The sequence below is a fragment of the Acidovorax sp. SUPP950 genome (genome assembly GCF_030158935.1).
Lineage (GTDB): Bacteria > Pseudomonadota > Gammaproteobacteria > Burkholderiales > Burkholderiaceae_C > Paracidovorax.
In genome coordinates, this window is sequence record NZ_BQXE01000010.1 from 51,567 (window position 1) to 66,454 (window position 14,888).

Consider the following 14,888-nt stretch of genomic DNA (forward strand, 5'->3'; position numbering starts at 1 on the left):
GACGAAGGCCCGGCGCACGCGAATGCGCCGGGCCTTGGCGTGCGGGGGCGCCAGCGCCCCCGCGCGGCGCAGGGGTCAGTTCACCACCTGGGCCAGCGCGCCCGCGGCGTACTGGCCGGCCACGACCTGCAGGCTGTGGCCCTTGATCTTGGGTGCCTGGCCTTCGCAGCCGAACTCGATGTAGCGCTGCTTGCAGATGGCCTTGGCGGCCTCGCGCGCGGGCTTGAGCCATTCGCGGGCATCGAACTTTTCGGGGTTCTCGGCCAGGAACTTGCGCACGGCGCCCGTCATGGCCAGGCGGATGTCGGTGTCGATGTTGATCTTGCGCACGCCGATCTGGATGGCCTTCTGGATTTCCTCGACGGGCACGCCATAGGTTTCCTTCATGTTGCCGCCGTACTGGCGAATGATCTCCAGCAGTTCCTGCGGCACGCTGGAGCTGCCGTGCATCACCAGGTGGGTGTTGGGGATGCGGCGGTGGATTTCCTGGATGCGGTCGATGGCCAGGATGTCGCCCGTGGGCTTGCGCGTGAACTTGTAGGCGCCGTGGCTGGTGCCGATGGCGATGGCCAGCGCATCGAGCTGGGTGCGCTTGACGAAGTCGGCGGCCTGCTCGGGATCGGTCAGCAGCTGCTCGCGCGTCATGGTGGCGTCGGTGCCGTGGCCGTCTTCCTTGTCGCCTTTCATGGTCTCCAGCGAGCCCAGGCAGCCCAGTTCGCCCTCGACCGTGACGCCGACCTTGTGCGCCATGTCCACGACCTTGCGCGTCACGTCCACGTTGTATTCGTAGCTGGCGATGGTCTTGCCGTCAGCCTCGAGCGAGCCGTCCATCATCACGGACGAAAAACCCAGGTCGATCGCGCCCTGGCACACGGCGGGGTTCTGGCCGTGGTCCTGGTGCATGACCAGGGGAATGTGGGGGTAGGCCTCGACGGCGGCCTGGATCAGGTGCTTGATGAAGGCTTCGCCGGCGTACTTGCGGGCGCCGGCGCTGGCCTGCAGGATGACCGGGGCGCCCGTCTCGTCGGCGGCGGCCATGACGGCCTGGACCTGTTCCAGGTTGTTCACGTTGAAGGCGGGAATGCCGTAGCGGTTTTCGGCGGCATGGTCGAGCAGTTCGCGCATCGAGACGAGAGGCATGGGATGGGTCCGTTCAATGGTGGGCAGTGGGGAAGGCACGCAGGCCCTGAAGGGCCGTCGGCCGCGGTGGTAACCGCTTCGTAACCGGCGATTTTATCCGGTCGGCCCCGCCGGGGAATCCATGAATTCCAGACGGTAGCAGGTGGTGAATGGCGGCGGCACGGCGCCCGGGCCGAAGCGCGCGCCGTGCGCCTCCGCCACGCGCGCGACAATCTCGTGCCCCAGGTGCAGGCTGTCCACCGGTGCGGGCGCAGCGCCCTGGGCATGGTGCCGGGCGCCGTCGTCCACCACCTGCAGCCAGGGGCCGCCGTGCTCGGCCTGCCCCAGCTGCACCTCGATGCGGGTGCCGTGCGGCGTGTGCTTGAGGGCGTTCTCCAGCAGGTTGCGCAGAGCGATCTCCAGCAGCACCGCGTTGCCGTGCCAGACCAAGGCGCCGGGCGCCGCGACGGCGATGCTGTCCTCGCGCGCCCAGGCCGCCTGGGCGTAGTCGGCGCTCACGCCGCGCGCCAGTTCGGCCAGATCGACGGGCGCGGCCGCCTCGTGCAGCTGGGTGCGGCTGGCGCGTGCCAGGGCGAGCAGCTGGTTGAGCACGTGCCCGGCGCGCAGCGCATCCTGCCCGATCCGGGCCAGCGCCTGGGCCTGCTCCTGCGCCGACAGCCCCCCGTCCAGCGCCCGCGCCTGCAGCACGATGGACGACAGCGGCGTGCGCAGCTCGTGCGCCACCTCGTTGGCCAGCCGCCGCTCGCGCGCCAGCGCCGCCTGCTGGCGGTCCAGCAGGGTGTTGATGGACACGACCATCGGGTCGAGTTCGCGCGGGGCGTTGCCGGCGTCCAGCCGCTCGGCCCGCACCACGTCCAGCCGGGCCACGGCGTCCGACAGCGAGTACAGCGGCCGCAGCCCGCGCCGCACCGCCAGGCCCAGCGCCAGCGCCACCACCGGCAGCAGCCACAGCCCGGGCTCGATGATCTGGCCGGCGATGTCGTCGGCCAGGTCGTCGCGCTCGTCCAGGTTGAGCAGCACCATGATCTTGCGTTCGTGGGCCGCATCCCACTGCGAGAACCCGCGCCAGGACACCGACGGCTCGCCCAGCTCCAGGTCGGCGAAGCCGTCCGGCAGGTCGAACGCCGGCAGCGGCGCGCTGCCCGTGCGCGACAGCAACTGGCCGTTCGCTCCCCACAACACCACGCTCAGCGATTGCTGGTAGTCATGCGCCTTGAGCCAGGGCGTGGGGGCGCGTCGCGTGGCCAGTGACGGCTCGACCCCGTCGGAGGCGCGCAAATTGAGCAGCAGCGCGGCGACGCTGGCCAGGTGCCCGTCGGTCAGTTCGTCGGCCTCGTGCACCCCGGTCTGGTAGCCCAGCCCGACGAAGGTGCCCCACACGACCACCAGCGCGCCCAACGTCCACAGCAGCAGGCGCCGCATGAGCGAGCCCCTGCGCACAGGTGGCACAGGTGGCACAGGTGGCACGGGCGCCGCGGCGATGTCGGCGGGCTCGGGGATCGGTGGGTCGGTCGGAAGGACGCGGCTCATGGCGTGTCCTCCAGCGGCATGAAGTAGCCCACGCCGCGCATGGTCTGGATGCGCCCGCTGCCGAGCTTGCGGCGCAGATGGTGGATGTGCACTTCCACCGCATTGCTCTCCACCGCGCTCTGCCAGCTGTAGAGGCTTTCCTCGATCTGCTGGCGCGACAGCACCCGGCCGCGCGACTCCAGCAGCACCAGCAGCACCGAAAACTCGCGTGGGGACATGTCCACCTGCTGTCCGGCGCGGCGTACCGTGCGCGCGGCGGGGTCCACCTCCAGATCGCCATGGCGGATGGTGGGCGATGCCCGGCCCGCAGCCCGGCGCAGCAGGGCGCGCAGGCGCGCTTCCAGCTCGTCCACGTCGAACGGCTTGGCCAGGTAGTCGTCGGCCCCTTCATCCAGGCCCGCGATGCGCTGGTGGACCTGGTCCCGGGCGGTGAGGATCAGCACCGGCAGGGCCGGATCGGGCAGCGCGGGCGCGCCCGGGGCACCGGGCGGGCTGTGGCGCAACCGGCGCAGCAGCTGGGCGCCATCGCCATCGGGCAGGCCCAGGTCCAGCAGCACGGCATCGAACCGCTCCATGCGCAGGGCGCTCCAGGCGGCCGCCACGCTGGAACACACGTCCACCGCATAGCCGCGCTGGTGCAGGTTGGTGCGCAGGCCGTCGGCAATGCCTGCATCGTCTTCGACCACGAGGATTCGCATGGGGGCGATTGTCACCGCGATGCGGATTCGCCAGAGCCCGCCCGTCCGGCGGACCGACAAACATGGCGGGGACCACCGTTAAGACGGCGTTAAGAGCGGCTGCCTATCGTCCGCCCCCATGCCGACTTCCTACTCCCCTGTCGCTGCGCCTGCCGCATCGCGACTCTCCGCTTCGCTTCCACCGCTGGCCTGGGCGCTGGGCGTCCTGGCGGTGCTCATCGCCTGGGACAGTTCGGGCCTGGACCTCGATCTGGCCCGGGTGTTCGGCTCGGCACAGGGCTTTCCCCTGCGCGACCACTGGCTTTTCGTGCACGTGCTCCATGAGGGCGCGCGGCGGCTGGGCTGGGTGCTGGTGCTGGTGCTCGCTGTCGGCGTGTGGTGGCCGGTGGGCGTGCTGCGCCGCCTGGCCCACGGCGAGCGGGTGCAGATGGCGATCAGCGCCCTGCTGTCGCTGGGGGTGATTGCCCTGCTCAAGCAGAGCAGCACCACCAGTTGCCCCTGGGACCTGGCGGAGTTCGGTGGCGTGGCGCGCTACGCCTCGCATTGGGCCCTGGGCGTGACGGACGGCGGCGGCGGCCACTGCTTTCCCGCAGGGCATGCCTCGGCCGGCTTCGCGTTCCTCGGTGGCTATTTCGCCCTGCGCCGCAAGGCGCCACGCGCCGCGCGCTGGTGGCTGGCCGGCGCCCTGGCCGCCGGTGTCATCCTCGGACTGGCGCAGCAGGCACGCGGCGCCCACTTCACCAGCCACACGCTGTGGACTGGCTGGTTCTGCTGGATGACGGGCTGGCTGTGCGACCTCGGGGGACAGTGGATGCGCCGGCATTTCCCGGAACTGGACAGCCACCTGACCGCCGAAGCCGACGCCCATGCTGTCCATTGAACTGGCCCTGTTCACGGCCGTGAACGCCACGGCAGCGACCCCGGCCGGCATCGTGACCGCCGCGCGCTGGCTGTCGCAGGGGTTCCCCATCCTTGCAGGGCTGCTGGTGGCCGCGGGCCTGGCCTTTGGCAGCCCCCGGCTGCGCCAGGCCCTCATGCTGAGCCTGGTGGCCGTAGTAGTCGCCTGGTGCGCCGCGCACGGCATCCGCGCATGGTTTCCCATGCCCCGCCCGGGGCAGCTGGGCCTCGGCGTGCAGTGGATCGAGCACGGCGTCCGCGCGGGCTTTCCCAGCATGCATGCCACCGGCGCGTTCGCGCTGGCCCAGGGGTTGGCCCTGGGGCTGCACCGGCGCCACGCGCCCTGGCAATGGCTGGCTTTCGGACTGGCGGCGGCCGTGGCGTGGAGCCGTGTCTGCCTGGGTGTGCACTTTCCCGCGGACGTGCTGGCGGGCGCACTGACCGGCTGCGCGAGCGCCCTGTTCGCCAGGGCCCTGCTGCGGCACGCGCTCAGCTGGCGCGGCAGATCTTCAGCATATTGGTTCCGCCCGGCGCGCCCATCGGCTCGCCGCACGTGATCGCGTACAGGTCGCCCTGCTGCACGATGTTGCGGCTCTTGAGGTGGCCTTCGGCCTGTTCCAGCGCGGTGTCGCGGTCGGCGCTGGTGTCCATGAGCAGTGGGCGCACGTTGCGGTACATGGCCATCTTGCGCTGCGTGGCCACCTTGGGGGTGAGCGCGTAGATGGGAATGTGGATGCGGTGGCGGCTCATCCACAGCGCGGTGGAGCCGCTCTCCGTCATGGCCACGATGGCCTTGGCCCCCAGGTGGTGGGCCGTGAAGAGCGCGCCCATGGCGATGGACTGGTCGATGCGGCCCAGGGTCTGGCCGGTGAAGTCGGAATCGCGCTCGGGGTCTTCCGCCGCCTCGGCGGCGGCGCAGATCTTGGCCATCTCCTCGACCGTCTCCAGCGGGTATTTGCCTGCAGCGGTCTCGGCGCTCAGCATCACGGCGTCGGTGCCGTCCAGCACGGCGTTGGCTACGTCGCTCACCTCGGCGCGCGTGGGCACGGGATTGGTGATCATGCTTTCCATCATCTGCGTGGCGGTGATGACGACCTTGTCCATGTCGCGCGCCATGCGGATCATCTTCTTTTGCAGCGCCGGAACGGCCGCGTTGCCCACCTCCACGGCCAGGTCGCCCCGCGCCACCATGATGCCGTCGGACACGCGCAGGATTTCCTCCAGGCGCGGCACGGCCTCGGCCCGCTCGATCTTGGCGATCAGGCCCGGCTTGTGCCGGTACTCGGCTGCAGCCACATTGCACAGCTGGCGCGCCATTTCCATGTCGGTGGCGTTCTTGGGAAAGCTCACGGCCACGTAGTCGGCCTGGAAGCTCATCGCGGTGCGGATGTCCTCCATGTCCTTGGCGGTGAGGGCCGGTGCGGTGAGGCCGCCTCCCTGCTTGTTGATGCCCTTGTTGTTGGACAGCTCGCCACCGATCTTGACGGTGGTGTGCACTTCCTCACCGCGCACGGCGTTCACCACCAGCACGATCAGGCCGTCGTTGAGCAGCAGCACGTCGCCGGCCTTCACATCGCGCGGCAGTTCCTTGTAATCGAGGCCCACGCCGTTGTCGTCGCCCGGAATGGTGCGCGACGCGTCGAGGATGAAGGACTGGCCCTGCTGCAGCTGCACGCGGCCTTCGGCGAACTTGCCCACGCGGATCTTGGGGCCCTGCAGGTCGGCCATGATGGCCACCTCGCGGCCCGCGCGCTGTGCGGCCTCGCGCACGGCGATGGCGCGATCGATGTGGTCCTGCGCCTTGCCGTGGCTGAAGTTCAGCCGCACCACATTGACCCCGGCACGGATCATCTGCTCCAGCAGTTGCGGGTCGCTGGAAGCGGGCCCGAGGGTGGCAACGATCTTGGTGGCGCGGCGGATCTGCATGGCGGTTCGGTCTCTCTGCATGGATGTAATCGGGTTTCAATTTTGCATGAAAAGAGGTTACATCACCTTCAGGCAGACCCCGACTGCGCGCCATGGCCAAAGCAGGTCTGCACTGGCAGGGCTGCAGAGGGCCACCCCCGCTGCGGCAGACCTTGGGCCGCCCTCGATGCCCGGGCGGTCCATCCGCCCGGGCATCGAAACCTCAGACCTGTGCGTCGCCTTCCGGATGGGGCCGGCGCTGCCGCAACCCGACCTGGGGAGCAACGCCGGCATTGCGAGCCTCGGCCTCGGCTTCCCAGCGGACCGCACGCACCGCGCCCTCTGCCTGCCAGCTTCCTCCGATGGCCGCGTACCCCAACCCCGCCAACATGCCGGCGAGGGAATTGCTCAACAAGTCCTGCTGACTTAGCGTCCCCCCGCGGTTCACATTCCCGAGGATGTTGAAGACGGCATTCCCCGCCGAGATGGCGGTGATGCGCGCAGGCGTCTGGTCCAGCAAACGGCCATAGTCCGTTCCCGTGACGCGAGGATTCCATTGCTGCACCGTACCGGACTGCAGCGCCTCCTGCTGGGTGACGGATATCCAGTCCGCGGTCTCCACCGCCCAGTTGATGGCGGCCTTGATGGCGGACACCCCTGCAATGTCGCCCCACGCATCGCTTCGGGCGCCACTGCTGCTGGCCCCATCCAACAGCACGGCGCGGGCGGCAGCAGTATCCCCTCCCAGAATCGGAAGCTGGGACCACGCGTTGTTGCCCACGACGTTGGCCAGTCCATAGAACAGGCTGGCCGAGTTGAGGTGGCTGCCGCTCACGCCGCCGGACGTTTCCTCCCGCGTGCCGACCATGCTGAAGGACGCCTGAATGAAGTCGCGTGCGAAGGAATACGCAACGGTCTTGATGTCCCCTGCAAGCACATCGGTGGCCATGCCCACGTTGCCGGTGAGCGTGCCATGCAGCGACAGCCCGATTGAGGCCATGGACGCACCGATCTGCTCCAGCGTCACGATGCGCGACATGAGCTGCTGCGTCTGGCGCATTGACGCGCGCTGATCGTCCGAACATTCGGCCCATTGCTCCGCGGTCATCGCATGAAAACCCCGCGCGGCCGTGTCCGGATCGCGTGCCTCGCGCCGTTCCCGCATCACGGCCATGCCGATGTTGAGCAGCCCCACGCCCACCTGCATGCCCAGGACCATGTTGGGCGGTGTGGCGCGAAACGCGACCTTCATGGACTCTCCCATCATCTCGCGCAGAAAGGTGGGCACGAAGACCGAAGCCGCCTGGTGGATGCCATGGCCCAGTACCGCGCCCATGATGCGCTGGCTGGGCAGCATCGAACCCACGGCCTGCACCGTGGTGGACTCCGAGACCGCGGTGCGGGCCGCAGTGGCCGCCTCCCCGAGCCGGTGCAAGGCCGCCCCTCCGGTTTCCATCGCGCCGATGCCCAATTGCCGCAGCATCGCGTTCCAGCTCTGCGGCTCAGGCACCGCCGGCTCCTCGTGTTCCTGCAGCTCTGGCATATCGACCCGGCGACTGGCGCGCAGGAACCGGTCCAGCGGGATATCAACGAGCTCTTCCAGCGCCGGCAACTGGCCCATGGGCGAGAACGACGCATTGGCGTTTGAAACCTCGGTCATCGCCGTTCCCTCACCGAAACCACCGGCGTTCGGAGTAACGGGTTCGCTGCCAATCCAGCGACGGCTGCCTCCGGATAGAGGGGTATGGAAGGATTCGGAACGCGTAGGACTGGACAGCAGGGAGAAGGAATCCCCTTCTTGAAGCGCCTGGCGCGGCGGCATCGTCTGCGGATGCGCATGGGAAAGGCCTCGCCGGCCGGTCAGCGACTCGTGCTGAAGGCGTCCGGAAATGCTGGCGCCCGAGGAGCGGGCCTGGGGCGTCTGAGGTTCAGGGGAAAGTGTGGGGCGGATCGGTGTGGTCGAACCGGACGCGTTCGTTTTATTGAGCATGGGTACGCTCCTTGTGGCCGCCGGAGGCTTCGGGTGCCGCGCAGGGAACGCCCGCCTGCACGGCATTGGCCAGCGCAGCCAGTTGCAGAATGTGCCGAGCGACGACCTCCGCCGAGGCGTTGCCCAGTGGACACCGGCACAGCAGTTGCGGCCCCGCGAAACCGCGGGCAAAAACGGCTCCAAGGCTGAGCATCAGCTGCGTGGATGCCTGCAGCGCAGCCACGCGCCGGGCCGGATCGTCCAGGCAGTCTGCGAGCAAGGGCGCTGTCATGATCAGCGCCTCCTCGTCCACGTCGGGCACCAAGGCAATGGTGCGGCTTTCCAGGGCGATGGTTCCGGTGCGCGAGGCATCCTTTGCCTGCTCCTGCGATGCGCCCAGGAACAAGGCCGTGTCCCTGACCAGCGCCAGAACGCGGGATGACGCTTCGAACTCCTGCACAGGGGCGGGTGGCTGCGGGCGGGGTGCGAGAACGGCGCTCATTGCACACCTCCTTTGCGCGGCGAGGCTGCGCCCAGTGCCAGCACCCCCTCCCGGGTGGCTTGGCACATGGCCAGCAAGCCGCCAAGCTGCGCGGCAAGAAGCTGCTCGTTTTCCTGCTGCGTCTCCAGGCGGCGCACCAGCACGGCATCGCCGTTGTCTTCCATGCCATAGCCCCAGTCGGAGCTGAGCATCGACTGCCCGTTGGCGACCAGCAGCGCGTCGGTCCAGGTTTCCGCCGGAACATGCTCGGGCCGGGCCATCGTGGCAATGGCGGCCCATGGGCCATTGTCCCGATGGCTCAGGGGTGCCACGCGCAGCGTGAACGGCCCCACTTTCGCTTCGCCCGTTTCTCCAAAAATCCGGGCAGTGGCCTCGTCGGCCCCCAGTTGCAGGGCTGCGTCCCTGGCACAGGCCTTGCGCCGGGATGACAGTGCGGGGCCACGCACGGGTGGCTTCGGTTTTGCGTTTTTCATCGTCGTTCTTTCAACCGTTATCGCTTATATATTTCCGCGCGACATGCGGATTTGGTGCCCTTTACACCAGCCGGCAGTCGTCTCTGAAAATGTGCCGGCCGTTCCATCGTTGAATGTGCGAAGGCGCCACATGCCTCGACAAGCGAAGCGATTGGCCGGGTTGCGAAAAACAAAGTTGACAGGAACGCGCGACATTGAACCTTGGCAGGCGCGCCGGATCATGCCCCCCCGCCGAGCGGCCTGATTCCATCAGGCCGCAAGGTGCATCGCGCAGCGTGGAATCCTTCCATTCAATGCACCAACGCAAATGAGAAATATTCTCATTTGTGTGACAATGTGCGCCGTGAGCCAGACAACCTGCAGGGACGACGGTGCCGCGATCGGCAGTGTCCAGACCGCGCGAGAGGGTATCCAGCAGACAACCCTTTTCGACGCACTCCATGGTTCACTGCCTGCACCTCCGGCCTGTTTCTCTTGCGCACGGCGCCCTGCGCTTCGCCCCCATTCCGCATGCCCTTCGCCCGCTGGCGGGTGCTGCGCTCCTGGCGGTCCTCGCCGCCCCTGCCGCGCCGGCGTGGGGACAGGGCACCGGCACCCCAGGCGCCGTGAGGACGGCACTGCTGCCGCAGGTGGACGTGGTGGACGAGGCCGAACGCAGTCCGGGCACCTCCACCGTCGTCAGCGGCGAGGCACTGGAGCAGGCTGGCAGCATGAAGGACGTGGTGCGCAACCAGCCGCTGGTCTCGGCCCCGGGCACCGCTGCGGGCACCACCCGCAATCGCAGCAGCTTCGACCGCTCCGGCACGACGGGCTACAACATCCGCGGGATCGAAGGCAACCGCGTGGGCATGGACGTGGACGGCGTGGAAATGCCCGACGCCACCACCCGCCCCTACGTGAGCCGCGTGGGCGCGAACACCTTCGGCATCGGGCGCGACTTCATCGACCCCGAGATGTTTTCCTCGGTCAACATCCTGTCCGGCACCACCTCCGCCAAGCGCTCCGCCGGCGGCATCGGGGGCGCCGTGAGCTTCAAGACCAAATCGGCGAGCGACTACCTGCGGGGCGACCGGACCTCGTACCTGGGCGCCAAGATCGGCTACGACTCAGCCGACCGAGCATGGAACGAGAGCTTCACCGGCGCCGCCCGCAGCGGCGACCTCGATGGCCTGATCGCCTATTCGCGCCGGGACGGCCACGCGGCGCGCAACCACAGCGACGTGGTGAACAGCTACCCCGACGACTGGCACTCGGACGCCCTGCTGCTCAAGGGCGGCCTGCGCTTGGACGGCAGCAACCGGCTGGAACTCTCGGCCGACCTGTACCGCCGCAAGAATGACACCTTCTTTCACGGGTGGAACACCACCAACACGGCCATCACCGAGCAGTCCCGCCAGGCCAGCGACACGGAGCGCAACACGCTGCAGCTGACCCACCAGTGGACGCCGCGCAATGCCTGGGTGGACCACGCGGACACCCGCCTGTACTTCCAGGACACGGGCACCACGGACGTGACCGACACCACCACGCTGGCCACCGGCGCCCTGGTGCGCAATCTTTCCGAGAACCAGACCCGCACCTGGGGCGCGTCCACCACGGCGGACAAACGCATCGGCCGGCACCAGCTGAGCTTCGGCGCCAATGCCTCCACCCAGGACGTGGACCGCCCCTGGAACGTGGCGGGCTACATGAAGCCCCAGCCCGACACCACCACCCGGCGCCTGGGCGCCTTTCTCCAGGACGACATCGCCTTCGATGCGGGCGGCAAGCGGCTTGCCGTGATTCCCGCCCTGCGCGTGGACCGCATCGACATCCAGACCCGCAACCTCGGCAACTTCGTCTCCGGCGTGCTCACTGAGCAGGACGTGAGGCGCCTGTACGGCAATGCGCCCTCCACCACCCTCTGGAGCCCCAGCCTGGGCCTGACCTATGACCTCGCGCCGCGCTTCATCACGTATGCGCAGTACAAGCGCAGCGGCCGCGCGCCGTCGCCGGGCGAGATCTTCGGCTCGTGGAACATGGCCAGCAACTACGCCACGGGCAACCAGTACGCGCTGATCGGCAACCGCGACCTGAAGGAAGAGTCGAGCAACGCGTTCGAGGTGGGCGTCAAGGGATCGCCGGCCGACGGCGTGACGCTCAACAGCTCGGTCTTCTACACGCGCTACCGCGATTTCATCGCCTACACCCGCTACACGCGCGCCAGCGCGCCCAGCCTGTTCACGAACGTGCCTGCGCACATCGGCACCATCTACCAGGCCGAAAACCGCGACGAAGCCACCATCTACGGCCTCGAATTGAGCGCACGCCTGGAACACGGCCAGTGGAGCCCGGCGGCCCGCGGCCTGTACACCACCTGGGCGGTGGGCCTGAGCAAGGGCACGTCGCGGTCGCACTACGCCGGCGACAAGGATGTGGCGCTCGACTCCGTGCTGCCACGCAAGGCCATCGTCGGCGTGGGCTACGACGCGCCCATGAAGCAATGGGGCGTGAACTTCACCGGCACCTTCGTGGCCGCCAAGCGGGCAGAGGCCACCAACCGCGACAGCTACACCAACGCGGGCTCGGCGCTCACCGACGCCACCACCCAGCTGTTCCGCGTGCCCGGCTATTCCGTGCTCGACCTGAGCGGCTACTGGCAGGTGAACAAGAGCGTGCGCCTGCAGGCCGGCATCTACAACCTGACCGACAAGCGCTACTGGGACTACGCCAGCGCCCGCAGCCTGCAGCCTTCGGTGGCGCGCGACCAGCGCGACATCGAACTGCTCACCCATGCCGGCCGCACGGTGGCGGTGTCGATGTCCGTCGCGTTCTGATCCGCCCGCGCCGGCCTCAGCCGGCCTTCTTTTTCCCCATTCCACAGGAGTCTTCCCATGCCACACCCACTGTCCCTCTTTTCCCGCCGTCCTCGCGCCATCCGCCGGGCCGGCATCGCCACCGCCGCCAGCGTGGCGGCACTGCTCGCGGCCTGCGCGGCCCCATCGGCCCCTGCCGGCGACGGCCCGGCGCGGCCGGCAGGCGGCCACGGCAATGCCGCCTTCATCGGTGGCTACGACGCCAACCAGGACGGCCAGGTCACCCGCGCCGAATACGACGCGATGCGCAAGCAGCGCTTCGCGGCTGCCGACACCAACCGGGACGGCTGGCTCAGCGAAGCCGAATACGTGGCCGAGTTCGAGGGGCGCCTGCAGCAGCAGTACGCCGCCCAGAAGCGCCCGCCCGACGCGGCCCACGCCGCGTCGATCCAGCAGGCCCATGTGCGATTTGGCATCCTGGACAAGAACAAGGATGGCCGCCTGACCGAGGACGAAGAACTCGCCATCGCCGACCGGACCTTCAAAGGCGCGGACACCAACGGCGACGGCGTGGTCAATGCCGCCGACGCCAAGAAGCCTTGAGGCCGCCATCCATGCCTGCCATGCACACCGCCCCTCTCTTGCCGTGGCTGCGGCGCGCCGGCCTGGCGCTGGCCCTGGGCCTTTGCGGCCTGGCCCGCGCCCACACGCCCTACCTGCTGCCCGCAAGCTTCGACATCGAGCCCGGCTCCACCGTCAGCGTGGACGCCGGCTTCACCGAGAAGTTCTTCCTGCCTGACGTGGCGTTCGGCGACACGCGCTTTGCCATCACCACGCCCGATGGTGGCACGCTGCCGTTCAGCGACGTGCGCCAGTTCAAGACGCGCACCGTGGCCGAGCAGAAGCTGCCCGGCGCCCAGGGCACGTACCGGCTCAGCACCGGCCCGCGCCTGGGCGCGATCTTTCGCAGCTGGGAGCACGGCGGCAAGGTCGAGGTGGCACGCGACCCCGCCACGCCGATGCCGTCCGGCGCCAGGCTGCTGAGCCACTACCAGTCGCTATCCATCTCCGAGGCCTATGTGACCGCGGGCCCCCCCACGCGGGCCGCGCTGGCGGGCTCGGGCAAGGGGCTGGAGATCGTGCCCGCCACGCACCCGAGCGATCTGTTCGCCAAGGAAGCCTTCGACTTCGCCGTGCAGTTCGACGGCCAGCCGCTGGCCGGGCAGAAAGTGGATCTCTACCGCTCGGCGATGGACCTCGCCAGCCAGCACAGCGCCGAGAGCCTGAAGACCGATGCGCAAGGCCGCATCCACTACGTGCCGCCACAGCCCGGCGTGTACCTGGCCCTGGTGCGCCACCGTGCGCCCGCGCCGCAAGGCGCGGCGGCCCCGATGTACGGCCACAACTACACGCTGACCTTCCGGGTACTGGCCCCGTAGCGCGGGGTGAGGGGCGTCAGCCCCGCATCAACGCCTCGATCTCGTCCGCCTTCACCGGCACGCCGCGCGTGATCAGCTCGCAGCCGCCGTCGGTGACGATGGCGTCGTCCTCGATGCGGATGCCCAGATGATGGAAGGCCTCGGGCACGCCCGGGGCCGGGCGCACGTACAGGCCCGGCTCGATCGTCAGCACCATGCCGGGACGCAGGATGCGGCTGGGGCGGTTGGCGATGGTCTCACCCGAGAGCGGGTCCTTGCGTTCGCTGACCTGCCCGACCTCGGACGGCTCCACGTAGCTGCCGCAGTCGTGCACGTCCATGCCCAGCCAGTGGCCGGTGCGGTGCATGTAGAACTGGAAGTAGGCGCGGCTGTCGATCACGTCCTGCGCCGTGCCCACCGTGTTCCTGTCGAGCAGGCCCAGGTCCAGCATGCCCTGCGCCAGCACGGCCACCGTGGCGTCGTGCGGGTCGTTGAAGCGGGCGCCGGCCTTCGTCGCCGCGATGGCCGCGTCTTGGCTTGCCAGCACCAGGTCGTACAGCGCGCGCTGCGGCCCGGTGAAGCGGCCGCTGGCAGGAAAGGTGCGCGTGATGTCGCTGGCGTAGCCGTCGAGTTCGCAGCCCGCATCGATCAGCACCAGTTCGCCATCGCGCACCGGGGCGGCGTCGGCGCGGTAGTGCAGCACGCAGGCATTGGCGCCGGCGGCGACGATGGAGTTGTAGGCCGGGCACTGCGAGCCGGCTTCGCGGAAGGCATGCAGCAGTTCGGCGTCCAGGTGGTACTCCCGCACGTCCTCGCCCGCGCGCAGCATGCGCGCGCTCCGCTGCATGGCGCGGATGTGGGCCTGGGCGCTGATGGCCGAAGCGCGGCGCATGGTGTCCTGCTCGTGCGCGTCCTTCACCAGCCGCATTTCGTCGAGCAACGTGCACAGGTCGTCCTGCTGCGCCGGGCACAGCGCGCCGTAGCGCACCCGTGCGCGCACCTGGTTCAGCCAGCCCTCCACGCGCGCGGCCAGGCCGGTGTGGATGGCGAATGGGTACCAGACCCGGGTGCGGTTTTCGAGCAGGCGGGGCAGTTGCGACTCCAGCACGGCGGCCGAGTGCGCGGCGTCCACGCCCAGCGTGCCCACGGCGGCCTCGGGGCCCAGGCGGTAGCCGTCCCAGATCTCGCGCCCCAGGTCCTTGGGCTGGCAAAACAGCGTGCTCTGGCCCTGCGCCGTGATCACCAGGCAGGCGCCCGGCTCGGTGAAGCCGGTGAGATAGTAAAAATAGCTGTCGTGCCGGTACAGGAAGTCGCTGTCGCGGTTGCGCGGGCGCTCCGGGGCGGTGGGCACGATGGCGATGCCGCCTTCGCCGAGCATCGAAGCAAGGCGGGCGCGGCGCTGGGCATAGAGGGAGTTCTGTGGGCTCATGCAGGCATTCTCAGGGCATCGGCTGGGGAGCATTTGCAATTCCACCGGGCAAATTACATTTCGAATCACTGCAGGCACGCACCGCCCCGGCGGTGCCCACAAAGCGTTCGAGAATGGCGGGCTCCCCCTCTC

The 14,888-nt window shown here is 69.0% G+C and carries 13 protein-coding genes; 5 read left to right on the plus strand and 8 right to left on the minus strand.

The window, feature by feature from the left end:
* Positions 1–75: 75 nt before the first annotated feature.
* The 3 genes from fba to AVME950_RS23105 all read right to left on the minus strand — a co-directional run bounded on the left by fba (position 76) and on the right by AVME950_RS23105 (position 3,368).
* On the minus strand, positions 76–1,140 hold the full coding sequence (fba, locus tag AVME950_RS23095) for a class II fructose-bisphosphate aldolase (protein ID WP_092742855.1): 1,065 nt from the start codon (positions 1,138–1,140) through the stop codon (positions 76–78).
* A gap of 93 nt (positions 1,141–1,233) precedes the next feature.
* Entirely contained in the window at positions 1,234–2,562 is a 1,329-nt protein-coding gene (locus AVME950_RS23100; protein ID WP_284431641.1) for a histidine kinase dimerization/phospho-acceptor domain-containing protein, read from the minus strand.
* Positions 2,563–2,666: 104 nt separating this feature from the next.
* Positions 2,667–3,368 carry a response regulator gene (locus AVME950_RS23105; protein WP_284424374.1) on the minus strand — a complete coding sequence of 234 codons (702 nt, stop codon included), beginning with the start codon at positions 3,366–3,368 and terminating at the stop codon, positions 2,667–2,669.
* 118 nt (positions 3,369–3,486) lie between these two features.
* Here AVME950_RS23105 and AVME950_RS23110 point away from each other — a divergent pair, with 118 nt between their 5' ends.
* Both AVME950_RS23110 and AVME950_RS23115 read left to right on the plus strand, forming a co-directional pair.
* Positions 3,487–4,248, plus strand: coding sequence for a phosphatase PAP2 family protein (locus tag AVME950_RS23110; protein WP_284431597.1), 762 nt, complete (start codon positions 3,487–3,489; stop codon positions 4,246–4,248).
* On the plus strand, positions 4,235–4,822 hold the full coding sequence (locus AVME950_RS23115) for a phosphatase PAP2 family protein (RefSeq protein ID WP_284424375.1): 588 nt from the start codon (positions 4,235–4,237) through the stop codon (positions 4,820–4,822). Before AVME950_RS23110 ends, AVME950_RS23115 begins: the two co-directional genes overlap by 14 nt.
* Here the strand turns inward: AVME950_RS23115 and pyk are convergent.
* From pyk to AVME950_RS23135, 4 genes are all read right to left on the minus strand, one after another.
* Complete coding sequence (gene pyk, locus AVME950_RS23120) at positions 4,755–6,191, minus strand: pyruvate kinase (RefSeq protein ID WP_284401746.1); 1,437 nt, start codon at positions 6,189–6,191, stop codon at positions 4,755–4,757. The two genes, AVME950_RS23115 and pyk, sit on opposite strands and share 68 nt — an antisense overlap.
* A 202-nt stretch (positions 6,192–6,393) precedes the next feature.
* Positions 6,394–8,160 (minus strand): hypothetical protein, encoded by a 1,767-nt coding sequence (locus tag AVME950_RS23125; protein WP_284431598.1) that lies wholly within the window; start codon positions 8,158–8,160, stop codon positions 6,394–6,396.
* Entirely contained in the window at positions 8,150–8,641 is a 492-nt protein-coding gene (locus AVME950_RS23130) for a hypothetical protein (RefSeq protein WP_284424377.1), read from the minus strand. The genes AVME950_RS23125 and AVME950_RS23130 overlap by 11 nt, the downstream gene beginning before the upstream one ends.
* Entirely contained in the window at positions 8,638–9,114 is a 477-nt protein-coding gene (locus AVME950_RS23135) for a hypothetical protein (protein ID WP_284431599.1), read from the minus strand. Before AVME950_RS23135 ends, AVME950_RS23130 begins: the two co-directional genes overlap by 4 nt.
* Positions 9,115–9,719: 605 nt before the next feature.
* Here AVME950_RS23135 and AVME950_RS23140 point away from each other — a divergent pair.
* Genes AVME950_RS23140 through AVME950_RS23150 form a run of 3 tightly spaced genes read left to right on the plus strand, consistent with a single transcriptional unit; the run spans position 9,720 to position 13,348 of the window.
* Complete coding sequence (locus AVME950_RS23140; RefSeq protein ID WP_284431600.1) at positions 9,720–11,930, plus strand: TonB-dependent hemoglobin/transferrin/lactoferrin family receptor; 2,211 nt, start codon at positions 9,720–9,722, stop codon at positions 11,928–11,930.
* Between the two features lie 57 nt (positions 11,931–11,987).
* Entirely contained in the window at positions 11,988–12,512 is a 525-nt protein-coding gene (locus AVME950_RS23145) for an EF-hand domain-containing protein (protein ID WP_284431601.1), read from the plus strand.
* Between the two features lie 20 nt (positions 12,513–12,532).
* Positions 12,533–13,348, plus strand: a complete 816-nt coding sequence (locus AVME950_RS23150; RefSeq protein WP_284431602.1) for a DUF4198 domain-containing protein — start codon at positions 12,533–12,535, stop codon at positions 13,346–13,348.
* Between the two features lie 16 nt (positions 13,349–13,364).
* On the opposite strand, the gene AVME950_RS23155 is transcribed toward AVME950_RS23150, so the two are convergent.
* Positions 13,365–14,756: an aminopeptidase P N-terminal domain-containing protein gene (locus AVME950_RS23155; protein WP_284431603.1), complete on the minus strand. Its 1,392-nt coding sequence runs from the start codon at positions 14,754–14,756 to the stop codon at positions 13,365–13,367.
* Positions 14,757–14,888 lie beyond the last annotated feature (132 nt).